The following is a 21,971-nucleotide window of genomic DNA, read 5'->3' as shown; positions in this document are numbered from 1 at the left end:
TATTCTTGCCGCTATGATCGACGCTGGTGTGAGTAACGCCAGCGTCACGAAATTGATTATTGTTAATAATTCATTGTCCTTATCGAAATTAATCGTTATTGAAACCAATCTCAGGAGTTGCTTGCGATGGAATTATCCTCACTGACCGCCGTTTCCCCTATTGATGGACGCTACGGCGATAAAGTCAGCACGTTGCGCACCATTTTCAGCGAATTCGGTTTGCTGAAATTCCGTGTGCAGGTTGAAGTACGTTGGCTGCAAAAACTGGCAGCCTGTGCAGAGATCCAGGAAGTTCCTGCATTTGACGCTGACGCAAACGCTTTCCTTGATAAAATTGTCGCCGAATTCAGTGAAGAAGATGCAGCGCGCATTAAAACGATCGAGCGTACGACCAACCACGACGTGAAAGCCGTTGAGTACTTCCTGAAAGAGAAAGTTGCCGCAATTCCCGCGCTGCACGCCGTCAACGAATTCATCCACTTTGCCTGTACGTCAGAAGACATCAACAACCTGTCTCATGCGCTGATGCTGGATACCGCTCGCCGCGATGTGATCCTGCCGCACTGGCGTCAAATCATTGATGCGCTGAAAACGCTGGCGCAGGAATATCGCGATATCCCGCTGCTTTCCCGTACACACGGCCAACCAGCTACGCCGTCCACTATCGGTAAAGAGTTCGCTAACGTGGCTTACCGTATGGATCGCCAATATCGCCAGCTGCAACAGGTTGAGATTCTGGGCAAGATTAATGGTGCCGTCGGTAACTATAACGCCCATCTGGCGGCCTATCCGGAAGTGGACTGGCACCAGTTCAGCGAAAGCTTTGTTACCTCGCTGGGCATCAACTGGAACCCGTACACCACGCAGATCGAGCCGCACGATTACATCGCCGAACTGTTTGACTGCATCGCGCGTTTCAACACCATTCTGATCGACTTTGACCGTGATATTTGGGGCTACATTGCCCTGAATCACTTCAAACAGAAAACTATTGCCGGCGAAATCGGTTCTTCCACCATGCCGCACAAGGTTAACCCGATCGACTTCGAAAACTCGGAAGGCAACCTGGGTCTGGCGAACGCCGTTCTGGGGCATCTGGCTAGCAAACTGCCGGTTTCCCGCTGGCAGCGTGACCTCACCGACTCTACCGTGCTGCGCAATCTGGGCGTAGGCGTGGGCTATGCGCTGATTGCGTATCAGGCAACGATGAAAGGCATCAGCAAACTGGAAGTGAACCGCGATCGTCTGGCTGACGAACTGGATCACAACTGGGAAGTGTTGGCAGAGCCGATCCAAACCGTGATGCGCCGCTACGGGATTGAAAAGCCGTACGAAAAACTGAAAGAGCTGACTCGTGGCAAACGTGTTGATGCTGCCGGTATTCAGGAATTTATCGATAGTTTGGAATTGCCAGAAGCGGAAAAAACGCGTCTGAAGGCGATGACACCAGCCAACTATATCGGCCGTGCTATCGCGATGGTCGATGACCTGAAATAACCGTTCTTAAACCCGATCGCAATCCCTCTCTGGCGGGCGCCCTGCCCGCCAGTTTTGCATAAGACCAAGCATTTCCAGCCTGTTTATACCCGGTTTACCCTCCCTGTGGATAATTTAACAAATAAAATAAATAACGTTCTCTGCGTATAATGTTGATACGCAGGGGCGACATACGTGAAAGATATGGCGCATAGCAGTATTTCGATAAACATGGCCATTTCTATTCGACAGAGGATATAGCGATGCGAATTCTGGTCGTTGAAGATAATGTATTATTGCGCCACCATTTAACCGTTCAGATGAACGAAATGGGGCATCAGGTTGACTCGGCGTCTGACGCCAAAGAAGCGGATTATTTTCTGCATGAAAATATGCCGGATATCGCCATTGTCGACCTCGGGCTACCCGATGAAGACGGCATGAGCATGATCCGCCGCTGGCGCGCCCATCAGGTCAAGCTCCCAATTCTGGTGCTGACCGCCCGTGAAGGCTGGCAGGACAAAGTTGCGGTGCTGGAAGCGGGAGCGGACGATTACGTGACCAAGCCCTTCCATATGGAAGAAGTCGTGGCGCGCCTGCAGGCACTGATGCGGCGTAACAGCGGGCTGGCATCGCAAGTCATCAGCCTGCCGCCCTTTGAGATCGACTTATCGCGCCGCGAGCTGGTAATCCACGGCGGTCCAATCAAACTCACCGCGTTTGAATACACGATTATCGAGACGTTGATTCGCAATAAAGGCAAAGTCGTCAGCAAAGAGTCGCTGATGTTGCAGTTGTACCCCGATGCAGAACTGCGGGAAAGCCACACCATCGACGTGTTGATGGGGCGATTACGTAAGAAAATTCAGCAGGCAGAAGCCCCGGATGTGATCACTACCGTGCGCGGACAAGGATATCGCTTTGATATTGATACACCCTCAGGCTCAGCATGAGCGATAAGAAGCTGCCCTTCTCGCTTCGTATTCGTTTTTTACTCGCGACAGCGGCCATCGTACTGGCGCTGTCGCTCGCCTATGGCGTCGTCGCCATTATCGGTTACAGCGTCAACTTTGATAAAACCTCATTCCGCTTGCTGCGCGGCGAAAGTAACCTCTACTACAGCCTTGCGCAGTGGCGCGATAACCAACTGAATATCGTCACACCACCCGACGTTGACATCAATTTCCCCACGCTGGTGTTGATATACGATGAGAATGGCAACGTGCTCTGGCGCGAAAAACACGTTCCCGAGTTGGAAGCGCTAATCAAGCCGGAATGGCTGAATAAGACGGCCTATCACGAGTTGGATACCGATACCGATACCAGCAGCGCGGTATTAACGGGCAATACCTTACTGCTTAGCAGCCTGCGGGCGCTGAACGGTGCGCATAGCAATGCGTTAACGCATTCTATCGCCGTGAACGTTTACCCGAAGACCGAGCATCTCCCTTCCATCACCATTGTCGTGGTTGACCGCATCCCGCAGGAACTGCAACAGGAAGATGTGGTGTGGGAATGGTTCAGCTATGTGTTGATCGCCAACCTTCTGCTGGTGCTTCCCCTGCTGTGGCTGGGCGCTCACTGGAGCCTACGTCCTATTCAGCATCTGGTAAAACAGATCGCCGAGCTGGAAAAAGGGACGCGCGATCAACTGGATGAAAATCCGCCGCGCGAATTGTTCAGTCTGGTAAAAAACCTGAATATCTTGCTGAATAACGAACGCCAGCGCTACCATAAGTACCGCACAACGCTCACCGATCTCACCCACAGTTTAAAAACGCCACTGGCGGTTTTGCAGACCACGTTACGTGCGCTGCGAACCGGTAAAGAGATCACTATCGATCAGGCCGAGCCTATTATGCTGTCGCAGATCAGCCGCATCTCGCAGCAGATTGGCTATTACCTACATCGCGCCAGCGTACGCTCCGAACATAATCTGCTGATACGCGAAGTACACTCGGTTCCAGCGCTGCTGGATGGCCTGTGTTCTGCATTAAATAAGGTGTATCAGCGCAAGGGCGTAGTGTTGACGCTCGATATTCCGCCAGAACTGACCTTCGTGGGCGAGAAGAATGACTTTATGGAAGTTATGGGCAATATTCTTGATAACGCCTGCAAGTACTGCCTGGAATTTGTCGAAATTAGCGTGCAATACTCCGATCACAAACTGCATCTGATTATCGATGACGATGGCCCCGGCATCCACGAAAGCAAGCGCGAAATGATCTTCCTGCGTGGGCAACGCGCCGACCGTATGCGCCCCGGACAAGGTATCGGCCTTGCCGTTGCCGTCGAAATTATCGAACAATATCAGGGTGAGATACTCATCAGCGACAGCGCACTGGGCGGTGCCCGAGTCGAAGCTATTTTCTCCCGCCAGAACCTGAGCCAGAATGAGGGATGAAAGGCAGTACAGCGCGCGATGCTTCCGCTATACTTATCGCCAAAATACTGATTGTTTTAAAATACTGATTATTTCAAGAAAAATCATATCTTCAAGAACAGTCATTTCCTCAAAAAAACACGTTTCTGGAAAACAGTATGGACTATCAGCTCAATCTCGACTGGCAGGATTTTTTAGCGAACTACTGGCAAAAACGTCCGCTCCTGATTAAAGGCGGTTTCACGCATTTTATCGACCCGATTTCACCCGACGAACTCGCCGGGCTGGCGTTGGAAAATGAGGTTGATAGCCGTCTGGTCAGCCATCAGAACGGACGCTGGCAGGTAAGCCACGGTCCTTTCGAGAGCTACGATCATCTGGGGGAAAGCAACTGGTCGCTGTTAGTGCAGGCCGTCGATCACTGGCATGAGCCCTCTTCTGCCTTGATGCTGCCCTTTCGACAACTGCCGGACTGGCGTACCGATGATTTGATGATTTCTTTTTCCGTTCCCGGCGGTGGCGTAGGGCCGCATCTGGATCAGTATGATGTGTTCATCATTCAGGGAACGGGGCGTCGCCGCTGGCGCGTCGGTGAAAAAATACCGATGAAGCAGCACTGTCCGCATCCCGATCTGCTTCAGGTCGATCCGTTTGACGCCATTATTGATGAAGAGCTGGAGCCGGGCGATATCGTCTATATTCCACCGGGTTTCCCGCACGAAGGCTATTCGCTGGAGAACTCGCTGAACTACTCGGTAGGTTTCCGAGCGCCGAATGCTCGCGAGTTGGTGAGCGGCTTTGCGGATTATGTGCTTTCCCGTGAACTCGGCAGCTATCGCTACAGCGATCCTGATGTGCCATCCCGCGATCATATCGCCAGCGTACTGCCGCAAGAGCTGGATGCGCTGCAAAAAATGATGTTGGATTTGGTGCAGCAGCCGGAGCATTTCCAGAACTGGTTTGGCGAATTTATTTCCCAGTCCCGTCACGAGCTCGATCTCTCACCGCCGGAGCCGCCTTATCAGGCAGGCGAAGTGTATGAATATCTGCAACAGGGTGAACCACTGCGTCGTTTAGGTGGCCTGCGTGTCATCTGCGTTGGAGATAGCTGCTTCGTTAACGGGGAAAAAGTGAATAGCACGCACAAAGCGGCGCTGTTTGCGCTGGCTGAGCATCCTGCTATTGATGCAGAACAGCTGGGCGATGCGCTGGAAGACCCCTCTTTCCTCGCGCAGCTTACTGTGCTGATTAACAGCGGTTACTGGTACTTTGCGGATTAAGACCCATCTTGAATACTGGTTACAAAGATAAGGCGGGAATATCCCGCCTTATTCGTCTCTGCAAAATGGAAACTCTTACGGCTTCGCGCGCAGCGCCGTCAGTTCAGCAATGCGCATAATCACAGACACCGCCTTTTCCATGCCTTCCAACGTGACAAATTCGTGTTTGCCATGATAGTTGTAGCCGCCGGTAAACAGATTTGGGCACGGTAGCCCTTGAAATGACAGGTGTGCGCCGTCGGTGCCGCCGCGAATCGGCTTCATATTCGGCTCAATGTCACAATCCCGCATCGCTTGCTGCGCCAACGCAATAATGTGCGGATGCTGCTCAACCTGCTCACGCATGTTGTAATAGGTATCGGTAATCGTGACTTCAATATAGCAATCTGGGTGCAGCCCCGCGCCGACTTTTTCCGCAATATCCAGCATCGTCTGTTTACGCTGTTCAAAGCCGTTGCGGTCAAAATCCCGGACGATGTAATGCAAATCTGCGCGTTCCACAGAGCCTTTCATGCTGTGAAGGTGGTAGAACCCCTGATAGCCGTCCGTCTGCTCCGGTGATTGACTCTCCGGCACATGTTGGTGATAGCGCGAGGCCAGCGTCAGCGCGTTCACCATCACGCCTTTGGCGCTACCGGGATGCACGTTATTGCCCACGATTTTCACCTGAACCGATGCGGCATTAAAATTCTCATACTCCAGTTCGCCAACACCGCCGCCGTCCACGGTATAGGCCCACTGTGCGTTAAACGCGTTGACATCAAAAAACTGAGCGCCCTTGCCAATTTCTTCATCAGGCGTAAAGGCAACGCGAATATCGCCGTGCGGGAGCTGGCTTTTCTTCAAACGCACCAGCGCGGTCATAATTTCCGCGATTCCCGCCTTATCATCCGCTCCCAGCAGCGTTTTGCCGTCTGTGGTAATCAGCGTGTGCCCCAGTAGCTGGTGTAACACCGGGAACATCACGGGTGACAGCACTTCATCCCCCACGCCCAAGGCAATATCGCCGCCGCGGTAGTTTTCCAGAATCTGCGGATTAACATTCTTGCCGCTAAAATCCGGTGACGTATCCATATGTGAAATAAAACCGATGGCCGGAACGGGCCAGGCAACGTTTGCCGGAAGCGTCGCCATCAAGCAGCCCTGCTTGCTCAGCGCAACTTGCTCAAATCCCAGTTCGAGCAGTTCCTGCTGCAACGCACGCGCCAGTTTCAACTGACCGTCGGTGCTCGGCACCTGCCGAACGCCGGATTTAGACTGCGTATCAAATGAAACGTAATTCAAAAATCTGTCGAGTAATTTATCCATCTTATTTATGCCCCCTGAACCCTGAAAGGCATTATGGATAGGGCTACCCCGGTAGATATTGCGTCAGGTCAGTTTTTTCCCGATTTAACAAACTGCCAGACCAGAATTCAGGCCAAAAAGCAGCGACCGTGTCACGAAGAACCTCTAAATCAGGTAACAATCAGGAAACATGTGCGCGAATTCATTGACTGAATTGTCACCATTCACACATCCATTGGCAGAAGTGGGGCCACACAAGTTGGCGTCAGGCAGCGTTTCCCGTAAAATGCCGCCCTTAACTGCGCACGCTGGCTGAAAGGTGATAACCCTTGGTACGATCGCAACGGAGATACCGTTGATCGGCCAAATCAGGACATAGAGCTATACCTTAATGAAAGAAAACTCCCTGACTGTGCCGGTCGTTGAATTGCTCAACGTCCATAAAGGCTTTGATGGCAAAGACATCATTTCACATTTTAATCTCACCATTAATAACGGTGAGTTTCTGACGATCCTCGGGCCATCCGGCTGCGGCAAAACCACTGTACTGCGTTTGATTGCCGGTCTGGAAACGGTCGATAGCGGCAACGTCATGCTGGAAAAGCAGGACATTACCCACCAGCCTGCTGAACAGCGACACGTGAATACCGTATTTCAAAGTTACGCCCTGTTTCCTCATCTCAGCGTGTTTGAGAACGTGGCATTCGGCCTGCGCATGCAGAAAACACCCGCCGCAGAGATTGCGCCGCGCGTGATTGAGGCGCTGAAAATGGTGCAACTGGAAGAGCTGGCGCAGCGTCGCCCGCACCAGTTGTCTGGTGGCCAGCAACAGCGCGTTGCCATCGCCCGCGCCGTCGTCAATCAGCCGAAGGTTCTGCTGCTGGATGAATCCCTGTCCGCGCTCGACTATAAACTGCGTAAGCAGATGCAGAACGAACTGAAGGCGCTGCAACGTAAGCTGGGTATCACCTTTATTTTCGTCACGCACGATCAGGAAGAAGCGCTGACCATGTCCGATCGCATCGTGGTAATGCGCGATGGACGCATCGAGCAAGACGGCACGCCGCGTGAAATCTACGAAGAGCCAAAAAATCTGTTCGTCGCTAGCTTTATCGGTGAAATCAATATCTTTGATGCTGTGGTGCTGGAATTGTTGAACGAACAGCGGGTACGCGCTCAGGTCGAAGGCCACGACTGCGTTATCACCGTCAGCTTTCCGGTCAACGTCGGCCAACACCTCAACGTACTGCTACGACCGGAAGATTTACGCGTCGAAGAGCTTGGCGACGGCATGCAGGCGGAAGGTATGGTTGGCTATGTGCGCGAGCGTAACTATAAAGGCATGACGCTGGAATCCAACATTGAGCTGGAAAACGGCAAGATGGTCATGGTCAGCGAGTTCTTTAACGAAGACGATCCCGACTTCGACCATTCACTCAACCAGAAAGTAGACGTCACCTGGGTGGAAAGTTGGGAGGTAGTCCTGCACGATGAAGAAGTCGCGTAAACGCTTTCAAAACATCATTATCACACTCATCGTGGCCTGGCTGGTGCTGTTTGTTTTCCTGCCCAACCTGATGATCATCGGAACCAGTTTCCTGACGCGCGATGACACCCATTTCGTCAGCCTGGTCTTTACGCTGGAAAACTATACGCGACTGGCCGATCCGCTTTATGCCTCTGTGCTGCTGCATTCGCTGAACATGGCCGTTATCGCCACGCTCTGCTGTCTGCTGCTGGGCTATCCGTTTGCCTTTATTCTGGCGCGTTTACCGAAAAAAATTCAGCCGCTGATGCTGTTTCTGCTGATTGTGCCCTTTTGGACCAACTCGCTGATCCGTATTTACGGCCTGAAAATCTTTCTGAGTACACGCGGACATCTGAATGAGTTTCTGCTCTGGACGGGTCTTATCGATACGCCGCTGCGGATTATGTATACCTCTGAAGCGGTGATTCTCGGTCTGATTTACATCCTGCTGCCGTTCATGGTGCTACCGCTCTACTCCAGCATTGAAAAACTCGATAAATCCTACCTTGAAGCCGCCCGCGATCTGGGTGCCAATAAGTGGCAAACCTTCATTCGCGTCGTCATCCCGCTGACCATGCCGGGGATTATCGCCGGCTGCCTGCTGGTGCTGCTGCCTGCCATGGGCTTGTTCTTTGTTGCCGATCTGATGGGCGGTGCCAAGAATTTGCTGATCGGTAACATTATTAAAAGCCAGTTCCTCAATATCCGCGACTGGCCGTTTGGTGCCGCCACCAGCATCTGCCTTACGCTGGTCATGGGCGTGCTGCTCTTTATCTACTACCGCACAGCCCGCCTGCTGAATAAAAAAGGAGAGCTGGAATGACCGGACGCTTAATCCGCGGTGGATTTATGTCCATCATTTACGCTTACCTGTACATCCCGATCGTTATTCTGATCGTGAACTCGTTTAACCAAGCGCGTTTCGGCATCAACTGGCAGGGATTTACACTAGACTGGTATCGGCTGCTGATAAACAACGACAGCCTGCTCCAGGCCGCGCAACACTCACTGACGATGGCCGTTTTTTCCGCGACGTTCGCCACGATGATTGGCTCCCTGACGGCCGTCGCGCTGTATCGCTACCGCTTTCGCGGCAAACCTTTTGTCGGCGGCATGCTGTTCGTGGTGATGATGTCGCCGGATATCGTGATGGCGATTTCACTGCTGGTGCTCTTCATGCTGCTGGGCATATCGCTTGGATTCTGGTCGCTGCTGTTTTCCCACATCACGTTCTGCCTGCCGTTTGTGGTGGTGACCGTCTATTCGCGCCTGAAAGGCTTTGACGTGCGGATGCTGGAAGCCGCGCGCGATTTGGGTGCTAGCGAAGTGATTATTCTGCGCAAAATCATTCTACCGCTAGCTATGCCGGCAGTAGCCGCCAGTTGGCTGCTCAGCTTTACGCTGTCGATGGATGACGTGGTGGTGTCCTCGTTTGTCACCGGGCCCGCGTATGAGATTCTACCGTTGAAGATTTACTCGATGGTGAAGGTCGGCGTCTCCCCTGAAGTCAACGCGCTGGCAACGATTTTGCTGATTCTATCGCTCGTGCTGGTGCTCAGTAGCCAGCTGATTTTACGCGACCGCACCGGAAAATAAGGTTGCGGTAAGCACGATGAATACTGTTATTTTCATATCTGCTTGTAAGGACCTATTCCAGTAGGCGTTATTGGTGCAGCCAGTTTGGACACGGACAGCGCACAGAAACCGGAGCGTACACGTAGTACGTGAGGATTTCGAGCACTGCCCTGGTTCAAAATGGCAAACAAAATAGCCTAATGGGATAGGTTCCAGGCGGGTATTTCCTTTGGGACTCGTAAGGAGGTAAACATAATGAAAAAGTGGCCACACCTACTGGCAGCCTGCGCAATGGCGTTTGGCATCAGCACCGCCAATGCCGACGACAGCAAAACGCTCTATTTCTATAACTGGACCGAATATGTGCCGCCGGGCCTGTTGGAACAGTTCACTAAAGAAACGGGCATCAAGGTGATTTACTCCACCTATGAATCCAACGAGAGTATGTATGCCAAGCTGAAGACCTATAAGGATGGCGCTTACGATTTAGTCGTGCCTTCGACTTATTTCATCTCTAAGATGAGCAAAGAAGGCATGCTGCAAAAGATTGATACCAGCAAGCTCAGCAATTTCCATAATCTCGATCCGAATCTGTTGCACAAATCCTTCGACCCAAATAACGACTACTCCATTCCCTATATTTGGGGCGCAACGGCGATTGGTATTAATCATGAAATGATTGACCCTGCCAGCGTCACCCGTTGGGCCGATCTGTGGGATACCAAGTACAAAAACAGCCTGCTGCTGACGGACGACGCGCGTGAGGTGTTCCAAATCGCCCTGCGTAAACTGGGTTACTCCGCGAATACCACTGACCCTAAAGAGATTGAGGCGGCCTATAAAGAGCTGCAAGCCCTGATGCCGAACGTGCTGACGTTCAACTCAGACAACCCCGGCAACCCGTTCATCGAAGGTGAAGTCAATTTGGGTATGGTGTGGAACGGTTCTGCCTACGTGGCACGTCAGGCAGGTACACCGCTGGATGTCATTTGGCCCAAAGAAGGCGGTATCTTCTGGATGGACAGTCTGGCGATTCCGGCCAACGCCAAAAACGTTGACGGCGCAATGAAGCTGATCGACTTCCTGCTGCGCCCGGAAGTAGCAGCACAGGTCGCGGAAACTATCGGCTACCCGACGCCGAATCTGGCAGCGAAAAAATTACTGCCACCGGAGGTTTCAGGGGACAAAACACTGTACCCGGATGATGAAACCATCGCGAAAGGCGAATGGCAGAACGACGTCGGCAGCGCCAGCACGCTGTATGAAACCTACTTCCAGCAGCTAAAAGCGGGTCGTTAATCGCGCACGCTATCGCGATGCAGATCGGCTAAGTCACGGCGGCTTCCCTTATCGGAAGCCGTTTTTTTCATATCGATTAGCGAGCAATAATATCTCAAGCCCTCAAATTGACAGCCAAAAGCATTATCCTGACGGTATTAGGAAAATAATTATGTTCGGCTTCTTCTATAATGATTCCACACCCACCGGAATCACGATAAGGAGTACCACCATGCTGCAACTCTCCAGCCACAGTTTTCAGGACGGCGAAACTATCCCGGGCGAATTTGCCTTTGCTGTACCGGACGCAACTAGCCACATTGCGCTGTCTTCTAACCACAATCCCCACCTTGCCTGGCACGGCGCGCCCGAAGGGACACAGTCTTTCGTATTGATCTGCCACGATCCGGATGTCCCCAGCCGGGGTGACGATGTGAATCAGGAAGGCCGCGAGGTGAGCGCTTCTCTACCGCGTGTCGATTTCTACCATTGGCTATTGCTCGATATTCCAGCCAGCGTCAATGAAATTCCTGCCGCCTCTCATTCCACTGGCATCACGCCACGTGGTAAAGCAGGCCCGGATGCACCGACAGGGATCCGACACGGCGTCAACGATTACACCGCCTGGTTCGCCAGCGATGAGCAGATGAATGGCACCTACTATGGTTATGATGGCCCTTGCCCACCGTGGAACGATGCGATCGTCCACCATTACATCTTCACTCTCTACGCTATCGCGACGCCTGTTTTAGCAATAGAAGGTGAGCTTAATGGAGCGAATGTCCGCGCTGCGCTGGCTAGCGCGCCAGTATTGGCAGAAGCGACACTCACCGGGCTGTATACGCTGAATCCCGCATTGTTGTGATAACAATAAGTTATGATAATGACTTGTTATAAGAATGGCTGGCTATGAGCGTGACCGCTTTACGCCCCGCTTCTCCGTCTCTCATTGCAGAGGCGGACTGGCGATTGCCATCAGGCCAGCCGCTGCAACGGTATGGCCTGTGCGCACTCGCTCAGCCCCACTTGCGTACACCGCAGCAGACAACGTGTTTCCATTTCTATGAGGCCACGCTCCTGCTGGTTCTCTCTGGCCAATTAACCATTCTTGAGCAGGATACAGCGACGGTTATCGACACATCGTCTCAGCTCTGCCTGATTACACCTGACGCAAGTGCCGATTTGACGAAAATGCCCGGTGGTCACGACTCCGCTTTCCGGTCAATCTTTCTGACATTTTCGCCCACGCTTTTGGCGCGTTTTTATCATCGCTATCCTGATGAATGCGTTCCGACTTATCCTCCGCGCCCCTTCACTACTCTCGCGCTGGATGACGATCTTATCAGCACATTACAACATCTGGTTGAAGGAATAACGAGCAACAAGCTCAATGCATCACGTCTCGAACTGCGGCTGATGGATATGCTGCTTGTGCTGTCGGAACGGGGATACCGCTTTGGCGTACCGCCACAGCCCGGCGTTACCGCTCAGCTACGTACGCTTATCAGCGAAGAGCCGGAGCGCCACTGGACCGCGCAGTCTGCGGGGCGACGACTGGCGATGAGCGAAGCCACGCTGCGCCGGAGGTTATCCGCCGAGCAGACACGCTTTGAAGTGCTGTTGCTGGAGACGCGCATGCAACACGCGATGATGCTGGTACAGACGACATCATGGAGTATGCAACGTCTGGCCGAAGCCTGTGGGTATAAATCCTCAGCGCGTTTTTCCGAACGGTTTAAAAATCGTTTTGGCTGTTCGCCAACCAAGATTCGTTAATCCGTCATTGACGGTACAGCGCGGTCATCCTGTAACACTCAACAACAACCATCGTCAAAAACAACGATCAGGTTCAAAAAAAAAGCGCCCTGTTGGATAAACCCACAAGGCGCTTGATGATCTCAGATGATCAGAACGATTTTAACGTATTACTTTTTACGCTTTACTCTTTCTCTTCCTGCGCCAAATCGTTAGCGATTTTCACCGTTTCATCCAGATAAGGATCGGGTGCCTGATAGTCTTTCGGCAGATCTTCCAGCGATTTGAGCGGTTTTTTACCTTCTCTCGCCAGTCGATCGTTAATCCGCTTCAGACGCATCGCTTCATCATCGTCATTCTCTTTCTCGCGCTGGGCCAGATTGAGCGACACGAGATTGCGCTTATCCTTCAGCGCGTTGTAGCGGGCAATATCTTGCGCCACATACTGGAACTCAGGATCTTTAGCGATACGCTCCTGATGATGTTCATTCAGTTTGCTAATCAGTGCCTTCAGATCGCCGCTCTTCGTGTAGTTGGCCGCTTTGATGCTGTCCCACGGTAGCGCGTTGTCTTCAAACTTCTCACCGGTATCTACCGTTTCCGTGCCGGTTGGCATCATCACGTCAGGCGTCACACCTTTCATCTGCGTGCTGCCGCCGTCAATGCGATAGAATTTCTGAATCGTATATTGCACGGAACCCAGCGCTGGCCAGTCAGGACGCAGCATCTGATCGTAAATCCGATTCAGCGAGCGATACTGCTGCACGGTGCCTTTACCAAACGTCGGCTCACCCACGATTAAAGCGCGGCCATAATCCTGCATTGCCGCCGCGAAGATCTCAGAAGCGGAAGCACTGAAGCGGTCTACCAGCACCACCAGCGGGCCTTTGTAATAGACAATGCCGTCGGTGTCGCTGTCTTCGCGCACTTTGCCATTGTTATCACGCACCTGAACCACAGGGCCGCCGGGGATAAACAGACCAGAAAGCCCTACTGCTTCCGTCAGCGCGCCGCCGCCGTTAGTCCGTAAGTCAATCACAATGCTGCTGACGTTCTGTTTTTCCAGCTTCTGAAGCTGAACTTTCACGTCATCCGTCAGGCCGACATAGAAACCGGGGATATCCAGCACGCCGACTTTATCCTTGCCGACCGTCTTGACGGACATTTTAACCGCGCGGTCTTCAAGGCGAATGCGTTCACGCGTCAGCGTGACAATGCGGGTTTTCGTCCCCTTGCCCGCAGGCAGGATTTCCAGACGCACCTTACTGCCTTTCGGCCCTTTAATCAGCGCAACAACATCATCCAGACGCCAGCCGATAACATCCACCATCGGCTTGCCGTTTTGGCCTACGCCAACCACGCGGTCACCGACGGTAATGTTTTTGCTTTTCGCTGCCGGACCACCGGGCACCATGGAATTGATCATGGTGTAGTCGTCATCCATCTGCAGCACCGCACCAATCCCTTCGAGCGACAGGCTCATTTCGGTATTGAATTGCTCGGTGTTACGCGGTGACAGGTAGCTGGTGTGCGGGTCAATTTCACGCGCAAAGGCGTTCATGACGAGTTGGAAAACATCTTCGCTGTTGCTCTGCGCCAGACGACGAATCGCAAATTGGTAACGCTTGGTCAGCGTCTCTTTGATGTCTTTATCATCTTTACCGGTCAGCTTCAGGCTGAGCCAGTCATATTTTACCTTGGCATCCCACAGGCGGTTAAGTTCACCCACGTTCTGCGGCCAAGGGGCTTTGCTGCGATCGAGTTCAAACGTCTCATTGCCCGTCAGATCGACCGGTTTATCCAGCAGCGACAGTGCATATTGAAAACGCTCAAACCGACGCTTCTGCGCCAGATTGTACAACGCGTACGGAACATCCAGTTGACCGGATTTCAGCGCGTCGCCCAACTGGGCTTTTTGCCCGGAAAATTGTGCCACATCAGAGGCCAACAGCACGTTGTGACTGTAGTCCAGCATATTGAGGTAGCGGTTAAAAATTTTCTCAGAGAACTGCGCATCCAGCATAAACTGGCGATAGTGCGAACGCAGGAAACGTGAGGCCACCCTGTCGCTAACGGTAGCATGTTGAGGTTCCTGATGTAGCTGAGGAATCTGTTCAACACGCGTCATGTTTTCATTTGCAAAACTAGAGCCCGCCAGCAGTAAGCCTGCGATGGCGGTTATTTTGACTAAGTTGTTCATGCCCAGGTTGGCCTCCGTATCAGAACTGCAAGTGTTCTGCGCGTACAATCATTGCCAGTCCAGAAGCCAATTGTACTCTGACTTCGCCTTTGGCAATTTCAAGCACGGTGGCATCCATGGCGTCTTTGCCGGCTCTGACTTTGATTTCCTGACCGATTTGCAGTTTGGAAACATCCGTAACCGCTACCCGTTGAGGCTCATTGCTGGCAGGCTTTGCCTGACGAGATTGAGCATTAGCGGATTGCTGAGAAGAGGACTGCGATTGGCCGGAAGAAGGCTGACGTGGTTTACGTGATGCGCTGTTTTGGGATCCACGGTTTTGGGATGCATTGTTTGAAGCATCACGGCGCGGCGCACGTTTCTGAGCGGGACGAGGGGTACGCGCCGCTTCTGCCGATTCTCCGGCCGCTTCACGTTTTTTCGCCTGTTGCTCAGCACGCTGAGCCTGAACTCGTGCTTTAGCTTCTTCCAACTGCTTACGAGCATGATCGACATGCTGCTGTTCCAACTCACCGCATGGGTTACCATCCAGATCCACACGTTGGGCACCCAATTTTACACCGTACAGATACCGCCAGCTTGAGGTGTAAAGACGCAGCGCAGAGCGTAATTGCGTCTTACTGACGTTATCGGACTCCGGCACACGCTCAACAAGATCCTGAAAAATACCGATCTTTAACGGACGAGTTTCACCTTCAGTGGTGAAACAAAGCGGGAATCGCTCTGCCAAAAAGGCAATGACTTCTTTACTACTGTTCAACTTAGGTTGATTTTCCATGAAATTTCCTGATTACAACGGGTTTGCCAACCGGCGCAGGCATGAACAGGCGTCATTATAATGACGCCATCGGCAATTGCCACGTTAACCTTGTCTCAACGTGAGAGAATTGATGAATGTCATCACATCGCTCGCTTCCAGTTGAGCACAAAGTACGCTCACCACGGCCTTCAGCCCTTCTTCATCATCTGCGTCAAAACGCTGATAAAGGGTACTGTCAATATCCAGAACGCCAATCGGTTGCCCGTTAACGACAAGCGGTAGCACAATTTCAGCATTACTCGCGGCATCACAGGCGATATGACCAGGGAACGCATGGACATCATCCACACGTTGAATGCGATTTTCAGCTATTGCCGTACCGCATACACCTTTGCCAACCGGAATACGCACACAAGCAACCTTGCCCTGAAACGGTCCCAGGAAAAGCGTGTCGTTATCCAACAGGTAAAACCCTGCCCAGTTAACCCCATCCAAACGCTCAAACAGCAGCGCACTACTGTTTGATAAAATCGTAATAAAACGGTTTTCATCCGCGATAAGCGATGACATGTCGCGGATGAGATCCTGATAAAATTCTTGTTTATTCATAAAATATATCGTTGTCTTTTCAAAACAGTGCGAACCATTCCCGCACAAACTGCATTAGCATCGGTTACAGAATGCCATAAGATTAGCGCCTTCGCGCGAAGAATCATCCGCTTTACTGTACCGCTGTCGTGCATATCGTGCTATTTCCACCTGTAAAATAATATCGGTCAGAGATCATATCCTTTTATGAATTTATCATTCAGTTAGCCTTCAGTTACACTGAATAGCTGTGAATACGTTATCCATCGTAGACTAACACTTTCTATCGGATCGCAGGAAAGATGAAAATACAGAGTATAGCCAGCCCTGCGCCGTTTCCTTCTCCCCGGCCGCCGTTAACCGGGGGATCGAAAAGTGCCGTACCTGCGGTCGATCGCTATCATCGCTGCCCGGAATGCGATGCCTTTTTTGCGCTGCCGCCGTTGAAGCGAACCCAGACGGCGAATTGTCCACGCTGCGATGCCAAAGTCAGTTCAGGCCGAGATTGGAATATTTCTCGGCTGGCTGCGATGGCCGTCGCCATGCTGGTACTGATGCCGTTTGCCTTCACTGAACCGTTGATCAGTATTCGATTGCTGGGCGTCACCATCAATGCCAGCCTGTTTGAAGGCATTTGGCAAATCACCCGTCAAGGGCATCCGCTCACGGCAAGCATGGTCGCCTTCTGTACCGTTGGCGCACCGCTGACGCTGGTTTTTTCTCTGCTCTACCTGTTTTTTGCTCCCCGAATCGGGATGAACCTTCGCCCCATCCTGCTCATGCTAGAACGGCTAAAAGAGTGGATGATGTTGGATATCTATCTGGTCGGCATGGCCGTTGCCGCAATCAAAGTCCGTGAATTCGCGGATGTTCAGGCGGGAATCGGGCTGGTCGCCTTTCTGGCGCTGATGATCTTAAGCCTGTTGACGCTGATTCACTTAAATACCGACCAGCTTTGGCAGCGGTTTTATCCGCGCATGAGACCGTTGATTTCGCCGGATCGCTACCGAATCTGCCTTTCCTGCCATTTCACCAGTTCACCCGACAACCGGGGGCGCTGCCCCCGTTGCCATATTCCTCTTCGCTTGCGTCAGCGGCAAAGCCTGCAAAAATCCTGGGCAGCGCTCATTGCTTCTATCGTTTTACTGTTCCCCGCTAACCTGTTGCCCATATCGATTATTTATGTCAACGGTGCGCGTACGGAGGACACGATTTTTTCCGGTATTCTTTCGCTTGCCTCAGGCAATGTTCCGATCGCGCTGGTGGTCTTTATCGCCAGTATTCTGGTGCCGTTTACTAAGGTTATTGTGCTGTTCGGGCTGCTGGTGAGTATCCATCTCCGATCGGAAGGCAACATAATGATGCGCATGAAGATGCTGCGCGTTATCCGTTGGATCGGCCGCTGGTCCATGCTCGATTTATTCGTGATTGCTCTGACGATGTCGCTCGTCAACCGCGATCAATTACTCGCTTTCACCATGGGGCCTGCTGCTTTTTACTTTGGCGCGGCGGTGATTCTCACTATCCTTGCCGTTGAATGGCTGGATAGCCGACTGATGTGGGATAACACTGATGTGGAATAACAATGCAAGATAATACGCCTGGGACACCAACTGAAGCTACCGTGAAGAACAAACGCCGCCTGTCGCCCTTTTGGCTACTGCCGCTGATTGCGTTGATGATTGCTGGCTGGCTGATTTACACCAATCAGCAGGAGCGCGGCACCACGGTCACCATCGATTTTGTCTCCGCTGACGGCATTGTCGCCGGGCGTACGCCCGTGCGCTATCAGGGCGTTGAAGTCGGTACCGTGCAAAATATCAAGCTGAGTGAAGATCTGCGCACCATACAGGTCGAAACCAGTATCAAAAGCGATATGAAGGAAGCGTTACGCAGCGGCACACAGTTCTGGCTGGTGACCCCGAAGGCGTCTCTCGCTGGGGTTTCAGGGCTGGATGCGCTGGTGGGCGGTAATTACATCGGGATGATGCCCGGTTCTGGCGAGCCGCAAGAGCACTTTTCTGCACTGGATACACAACCCAAATACCGCGTGAATACCGGGGAACTGCTGATTCATCTCCATGCGGACGATCTGGGTTCACTGAATACCGGCTCACTGGTTTATTACCGTAAAATTCCGGTAGGGAAAGTCTACGATTACACGGTTTCTCAGGATCGCCGCGGTGTGATGATTGACGTGCTGGTGGAACGCCGCTTTACCCATCTGGTGAAGAAGAACAGCCGCTTCTGGAATGTGTCCGGCTTTAATGCCGACATCAGCGTCAGCGGCGCAAAAATTGAGATGGAAAATCTGGCGGCGTTGGTTAACGGTGCGATCGCGTTCGATTCGCCGGAAGAGAGCGAGGATGCCAGTGCCGAGCAATCCTACCGCCTCTACCCCGATCTGGCACAAAGCCAGCGCGGTGTGAAAATTACGCTGGACTTACCTTCTGGCGACAGCCTATCCGAAGGCCGCACCCCGCTGATGTATCAGGGGCTGGAAGTCGGCACGCTAAGTAAAATTACGTTGAATCCGGACGACGGCAAGGTCAGCGGGGAGCTCATCATCGATCCTTCCGTGGTTTCGCTGATGCGGGAAGGTACGCGTATCGAACTCAGTAAACCTCAGCTTTCTCTCAGCGACCTGAATGTTTCACGTCTGCTGAGCGGCCCAACGCTGACGCTCATCCCCGGTGAAGGCGAACCACGCCAGCATTTTGACGTGCTGGATAGCGGACAGCAGCAGCTCGCTCAGCCCGGCGCGCTTTCTATTCAGCTCACGGCCGCACAAAGCTATGGCATTGATAGCGGTCAACCCGTGCTGTTGCACGGCGTGCAGGTCGGTCAGGTCGTGAAGCGCACGCTGGACGAACAAGGTGTCAGCTTCCTTTTGGTGATCGAGCCACGATATCGCCAGCTATTACACCGCGACAGCAAATTCATCGTTAACAGCCGTGTGAATGTGAAGATGGGGCTAGATGGGATTCAAGTGCTGGGTGCCAGCGCGCAAGAATGGGTCAGCGGCGGTATTCAGGTTTTACCGGGCAGCAAAGGTGACGTTCAGGCGCGCTATCCGCTGTTCAGCGATCTCGAAAAAGCCGAGGAAGGCATTCGCGGTGCCACGCCTTCTCCGACTCTCACCTTAGTGACCGACAGCCTGCCGGATATTCAGGATGGATCCATCGTGCTGTACCGTAAGTTCCAGGTCGGCGAAATCATGCGGGTGCGGCCAAAGGCGGATACTTTTGAAGTTGAAGTTTATATTCGCCCTGAACACCGCAAACTGCTGACGGAAAACAGCGTGTTCTGGGCAGAAGGCGGGGCTCGTGTGCAGTTGAATACGTCGGGCCTGACCGTGCAAGCCTCCCCGCTGAACCGAGCGCTTAAAGGTGCGATCAGTTTTGATAATCTGGAAGGTGCACCGGAAATTAAAGGCGGTAAACGCGTCCTCTACAACAACGAAACGGCGGCGCGCGCTGTGGGGAGCCGCATCATTCTGCGCACCTACGATGCCAGCAAACTCGCGCCGGGCATGCCGATCCGCTATCTGGGAATCGATATCGGTCAGTTGGATTCGCTGAAGTTGTCCGATCAGCGTAACGAAGTGCTGGTGCAGGCCGTACTCTACCCTGAATATGTGCGTAATTTCGCTCGCTCCGGGACACGTTTTTCCGTCGTTACGCCAGAAATTTCCGCCGCTGGTGTGAATCATCTGGAAACGCTATTCCAGCCTTATATCAACGTCGAGCCGGGTAACGGCAGCGTAACGCGCAATTTTGAGCTGCAACAGGCCACTATCTCCGACTCTCGCTATCAGGACGGCTTGAATATCAGCGTTGATGCGCCAGAAGCAGGCGCATTGCAGGTCGGTACGCCAGTGCTGTTCCGCGGCATTGAAGTCGGTACGGTAACCGGACTGTCTCTGGGCACGCTTTCGGATCGTATCGCCGTGTCGCTGCGCATCAGCAAACGCTATCAGCATCTGGTACGCGACAATTCCGTCTTCTGGCTGGCTTCGGGTTACAACCTGGAATTCGGCCTGACGGGGGGCGTCATCAAGAGCGGAACCTTCCAGCAGTTCATTCGCGGCGGTATCGCGTTTGCCACGCCACCCAGCACGCCGCTCGCCCCCAAAGCACAGGAAGGAAAACATTTCCTGCTGAGGAACGAAGAGCCCAAAGAGTGGCGGCAATGGGGTACGGCGATTCCGACACCGAATAATTAACCTCACCACCGGACAGGGCAGCGATCGTTGCCCTGTCGTTTTCACGCGTCGCTTTGCCGTTTTCACATGATGTATGAAGGATCCGTGCTACACTTCGCCGCTTCTTCCCCTCGTTTTACTGAATAACCTGTACGGAACCACGCCGTGGCAAAATTTACCCCAGCCAACCTGCCTGCTGAATTTCTCGACACAATGCGGGACATCATGCCTTCATCGCTTTCGATGGAGGATTTTATTGCCGCCTGCCAGCGTCCGCTGCGTCGGAGCATCCGCGTGAATACGTTAAAAATCAGCGTCGATGCCTTTCTTCAGCTTGTGCAACCCTATGGCTGGCAGCTTGAGCCGATTCCCTGGTGTCAGGAAGGTTTCTGGCTGCTGAATGCAGAAGAAGAAAACACGCGGCTAGGCAATACGCTCGAACACCTGAGTGGGCTGTTTTATATTCAGGAAGCCAGCTCCATGCTGCCCGTCAGCGCCCTGTTCCATCGTAACGATGCGCTTGAAACGGTTTTGGACGTCGCGGCTGCGCCGGGCTCCAAGACAACGCAGATTGCGGCGAGACTGAATAATGAAGGGGCTATCATCGCCAATGAGTATTCAGCCAGCCGGGTAAAAGTGTTGCATGCCAACATCAGCCGCTGCGGCGTCAGCAATACCGCGATTACACACTTCGACGGGCGGGTTTTCGGCGCGGCACTGCCGGAGTATTTTGATGCGATTCTGCTGGATGCCCCATGTTCGGGTGAAGGCGTGGTGCGTAAGGATCCGGCGGCGATGAGCCACTGGTCGCAAGAAAGCATTACCGATATTGCCGCCACACAGCGCGACCTGATTATGAGCGCGTTTCATGCTCTGAAGCCCGGCGGCGTGATGATTTACTCTACCTGTACGCTGAATCGGCACGAAAACCAGCAGGTCTGCCATTGGCTACAGGCGCAGTTTCCTGATGCGTGCGAATTTGAATCGTTACACGATCTCTTCACCGACGCCGAACGCGCTACAACCGAAGAAGGCTTCCTGCACGTCTTCCCACAGATTTATGACAGCGAAGGCTTCTTTGTTGCCCGCTTACGGAAAACCGCCAGCGTGCCGCCCCTGCCGCGTCCGAGTTATAAAGTCGGTAAATTTCCGTTTTCTCCGGTTGCCCCCAAAGAGTCTGCGTTACTCGCACAGGCAGCAGGTAAACAGGGGATTCATTGGGATGAGGCGTTACTTCAACTGTGGCAGCGTGATAGCGAAATCTGGCTCTTCCCTGCGGCGCTGACTTCCGCTTTTGGCAATATCAAATTCTCACGAATTGGTATTAAGCTTGCTGAACGCTTCCCTAAAGGTTTCCGCTGGCAGCATGAAGCGATTGTCGCGCTGGCCGATCCGAACGCGAAGAATGCCTACGCGCTGGCCGATCGCATCGCCTGCGAGTGGTTTCAGGGGAAAGACAGCTATCCGGAACCGCTTCCTGCTGCGGATGAGCTGATTTTAACTTACCAGAATACGCCTGTCGGTCTGGCAAAACGCATCAGCAGCCGGATAAAAAACAGCCTGCCGCGCGACTTAGTGCGAGATGGCGCAGCCTCCGCCCAGCCTCTTTCTAAAGAATAAATGCGGTTTCTGCATCAGGTGGCGATAAAACCACCTG

17 protein-coding genes are annotated in these 21,971 nt (G+C 52.9%); 13 read left to right on the top strand and 4 right to left on the bottom strand.

From position 1 onward, the window contains the following. Nucleotides 1–126: 126 nt before the first annotated feature. The 4 genes from purB (at nt 127) to BUB06_RS00860 (ending at nt 5,139) form a co-directional block, all read left to right on the top strand. Nucleotides 127–1,497 (top strand): adenylosuccinate lyase, encoded by a 1,371-nt coding sequence (gene purB / locus BUB06_RS00875; RefSeq protein ID WP_010297910.1) that lies wholly within the window; start codon nt 127–129, stop codon nt 1,495–1,497. A 242-nt stretch (nt 1,498–1,739) separates the two neighbouring features. Further along, nucleotides 1,740–2,429, top strand: coding sequence for a two-component system response regulator PhoP (gene phoP / locus BUB06_RS00870; RefSeq protein ID WP_039472876.1), 690 nt, complete (start codon nt 1,740–1,742; stop codon nt 2,427–2,429). Then, the gene (gene phoQ, locus BUB06_RS00865; protein ID WP_039472873.1) at nt 2,426–3,880 is read left to right on the top strand and encodes a two-component system sensor histidine kinase PhoQ; all 1,455 of its coding nucleotides are present in this window, start codon (nt 2,426–2,428) and stop codon (nt 3,878–3,880) included. Before phoP ends, phoQ begins: the two co-directional genes overlap by 4 nt. A gap of 137 nt (nt 3,881–4,017) precedes the next feature. Then, nucleotides 4,018–5,139 carry a ribosomal protein uL16 3-hydroxylase gene (locus tag BUB06_RS00860; protein WP_039472870.1) on the top strand — a complete coding sequence of 374 codons (1,122 nt, stop codon included), beginning with the start codon at nt 4,018–4,020 and terminating at the stop codon, nt 5,137–5,139. 75 nt (nt 5,140–5,214) lie between these two features. Here BUB06_RS00860 and pepT read toward each other — a convergent pair whose 3' ends face one another. After that, a complete protein-coding gene (gene pepT / locus BUB06_RS00855) occupies nt 5,215–6,447 on the bottom strand; it encodes a peptidase T (RefSeq protein WP_039472867.1) in 1,233 nt (410 codons plus the stop codon). A 370-nt stretch (nt 6,448–6,817) separates the two neighbouring features. On the opposite strand from pepT, the gene potA reads away from it, so the two are divergent. From potA to BUB06_RS00820, 6 genes are all read left to right on the top strand, one after another. Beyond that, entirely contained in the window at nt 6,818–7,933 is a 1,116-nt protein-coding gene (gene potA, locus BUB06_RS00850) for a spermidine/putrescine ABC transporter ATP-binding protein PotA (protein ID WP_010309752.1), read from the top strand. Then, nucleotides 7,917–8,777 (top strand): spermidine/putrescine ABC transporter permease PotB, encoded by an 861-nt coding sequence (potB, locus tag BUB06_RS00845; protein WP_039472864.1) that lies wholly within the window; start codon nt 7,917–7,919, stop codon nt 8,775–8,777. The genes potA and potB overlap by 17 nt, the downstream gene beginning before the upstream one ends. Then, on the top strand, nt 8,774–9,550 hold the full coding sequence (gene potC, locus BUB06_RS00840; RefSeq protein ID WP_039472861.1) for a spermidine/putrescine ABC transporter permease PotC: 777 nt from the start codon (nt 8,774–8,776) through the stop codon (nt 9,548–9,550). The genes potB and potC overlap by 4 nt, the downstream gene beginning before the upstream one ends. A gap of 234 nt (nt 9,551–9,784) precedes the next feature. Continuing rightward, nucleotides 9,785–10,828, top strand: a complete 1,044-nt coding sequence (gene potD / locus BUB06_RS00830) for a spermidine/putrescine ABC transporter substrate-binding protein PotD (RefSeq protein WP_010302610.1) — start codon at nt 9,785–9,787, stop codon at nt 10,826–10,828. A 211-nt stretch (nt 10,829–11,039) separates the two neighbouring features. After that, nucleotides 11,040–11,672 carry a YbhB/YbcL family Raf kinase inhibitor-like protein gene (locus tag BUB06_RS00825; RefSeq protein WP_080726785.1) on the top strand — a complete coding sequence of 211 codons (633 nt, stop codon included), beginning with the start codon at nt 11,040–11,042 and terminating at the stop codon, nt 11,670–11,672. 44 nt (nt 11,673–11,716) lie between these two features. Next, on the top strand, nt 11,717–12,583 hold the full coding sequence (locus tag BUB06_RS00820; protein ID WP_039472858.1) for a helix-turn-helix transcriptional regulator: 867 nt from the start codon (nt 11,717–11,719) through the stop codon (nt 12,581–12,583). Between the two features lie 163 nt (nt 12,584–12,746). On the opposite strand, the gene prc is transcribed toward BUB06_RS00820, so the two are convergent. The 3 genes from prc to BUB06_RS00805 form a co-directional block, all read right to left on the bottom strand. Further along, complete coding sequence (prc, locus tag BUB06_RS00815; protein ID WP_039472856.1) at nt 12,747–14,762, bottom strand: carboxy terminal-processing peptidase; 2,016 nt, start codon at nt 14,760–14,762, stop codon at nt 12,747–12,749. A 19-nt stretch (nt 14,763–14,781) separates the two neighbouring features. Continuing rightward, nucleotides 14,782–15,540 carry an RNA chaperone ProQ gene (proQ, locus tag BUB06_RS00810; RefSeq protein ID WP_010302617.1) on the bottom strand — a complete coding sequence of 253 codons (759 nt, stop codon included), beginning with the start codon at nt 15,538–15,540 and terminating at the stop codon, nt 14,782–14,784. An 84-nt stretch (nt 15,541–15,624) separates the two neighbouring features. Then, nucleotides 15,625–16,131, bottom strand: a complete 507-nt coding sequence (locus BUB06_RS00805; RefSeq protein WP_010302619.1) for a GAF domain-containing protein — start codon at nt 16,129–16,131, stop codon at nt 15,625–15,627. Nucleotides 16,132–16,412: 281 nt separating this feature from the next. Between BUB06_RS00805 and yebS the strand changes: the two genes are divergently transcribed. The 3 genes from yebS to rsmF all read left to right on the top strand — a co-directional run bounded on the left by yebS (nt 16,413) and on the right by rsmF (nt 21,934). After that, on the top strand, nt 16,413–17,693 hold the full coding sequence (gene yebS, locus BUB06_RS00800) for a membrane integrity lipid transport subunit YebS (RefSeq protein ID WP_039472853.1): 1,281 nt from the start codon (nt 16,413–16,415) through the stop codon (nt 17,691–17,693). A 2-nt stretch (nt 17,694–17,695) separates the two neighbouring features. Beyond that, the gene (locus BUB06_RS00795; RefSeq protein WP_039472851.1) at nt 17,696–20,335 is read left to right on the top strand and encodes a PqiB family protein; all 2,640 of its coding nucleotides are present in this window, start codon (nt 17,696–17,698) and stop codon (nt 20,333–20,335) included. Nucleotides 20,336–20,479: 144 nt separating this feature from the next. Continuing rightward, complete coding sequence (gene rsmF / locus BUB06_RS00790) at nt 20,480–21,934, top strand: 16S rRNA (cytosine(1407)-C(5))-methyltransferase RsmF (protein WP_039472849.1); 1,455 nt, start codon at nt 20,480–20,482, stop codon at nt 21,932–21,934. The last annotated feature ends 37 nt before the right edge of the window (nt 21,935–21,971 follow it).

Source organism: Pectobacterium carotovorum, from assembly GCF_900129615.1.
Taxonomy (GTDB): domain Bacteria; phylum Pseudomonadota; class Gammaproteobacteria; order Enterobacterales; family Enterobacteriaceae; genus Pectobacterium; species Pectobacterium carotovorum.
The sequence above is the reverse complement of the archived record's forward strand: the minus strand, read 5'-3'. Positions and strand labels throughout refer to the sequence as shown.

What these genes read in the sequence shown, in the direction of transcription:
- phoQ (WP_039472873.1), top strand. Translation starts at nt 2,426, where the DNA reads ATGAGCGATAAGAAGCTGCCCTTCTCGCTTCGTATTCGTTTTTTACTC.
- purB (WP_010297910.1), top strand. Translation starts at nt 127, where the DNA reads ATGGAATTATCCTCACTGACCGCCGTTTCCCCTATTGATGGACGCTAC.
- BUB06_RS00825 (WP_080726785.1), top strand. Translation starts at nt 11,040, where the DNA reads ATGCTGCAACTCTCCAGCCACAGTTTTCAGGACGGCGAAACTATCCCG.
- phoP (WP_039472876.1), top strand. Translation starts at nt 1,740, where the DNA reads ATGCGAATTCTGGTCGTTGAAGATAATGTATTATTGCGCCACCATTTA.
- BUB06_RS00860 (WP_039472870.1), top strand. Translation starts at nt 4,018, where the DNA reads ATGGACTATCAGCTCAATCTCGACTGGCAGGATTTTTTAGCGAACTAC.
- prc (WP_039472856.1), bottom strand. Translation starts at nt 14,762, where the DNA reads ATGAACAACTTAGTCAAAATAACCGCCATCGCAGGCTTACTGCTGGCG.
- proQ (WP_010302617.1), bottom strand. Translation starts at nt 15,540, where the DNA reads ATGGAAAATCAACCTAAGTTGAACAGTAGTAAAGAAGTCATTGCCTTT.
- BUB06_RS00820 (WP_039472858.1), top strand. Translation starts at nt 11,717, where the DNA reads ATGAGCGTGACCGCTTTACGCCCCGCTTCTCCGTCTCTCATTGCAGAG.
- BUB06_RS00795 (WP_039472851.1), top strand. Translation starts at nt 17,696, where the DNA reads ATGCAAGATAATACGCCTGGGACACCAACTGAAGCTACCGTGAAGAAC.
- potD (WP_010302610.1), top strand. Translation starts at nt 9,785, where the DNA reads ATGAAAAAGTGGCCACACCTACTGGCAGCCTGCGCAATGGCGTTTGGC.
- yebS (WP_039472853.1), top strand. Translation starts at nt 16,413, where the DNA reads ATGAAAATACAGAGTATAGCCAGCCCTGCGCCGTTTCCTTCTCCCCGG.
- pepT (WP_039472867.1), bottom strand. Translation starts at nt 6,447, where the DNA reads ATGGATAAATTACTCGACAGATTTTTGAATTACGTTTCATTTGATACG.
- potC (WP_039472861.1), top strand. Translation starts at nt 8,774, where the DNA reads ATGACCGGACGCTTAATCCGCGGTGGATTTATGTCCATCATTTACGCT.
- potB (WP_039472864.1), top strand. Translation starts at nt 7,917, where the DNA reads ATGAAGAAGTCGCGTAAACGCTTTCAAAACATCATTATCACACTCATC.
- potA (WP_010309752.1), top strand. Translation starts at nt 6,818, where the DNA reads ATGAAAGAAAACTCCCTGACTGTGCCGGTCGTTGAATTGCTCAACGTC.
- BUB06_RS00805 (WP_010302619.1), bottom strand. Translation starts at nt 16,131, where the DNA reads ATGAATAAACAAGAATTTTATCAGGATCTCATCCGCGACATGTCATCG.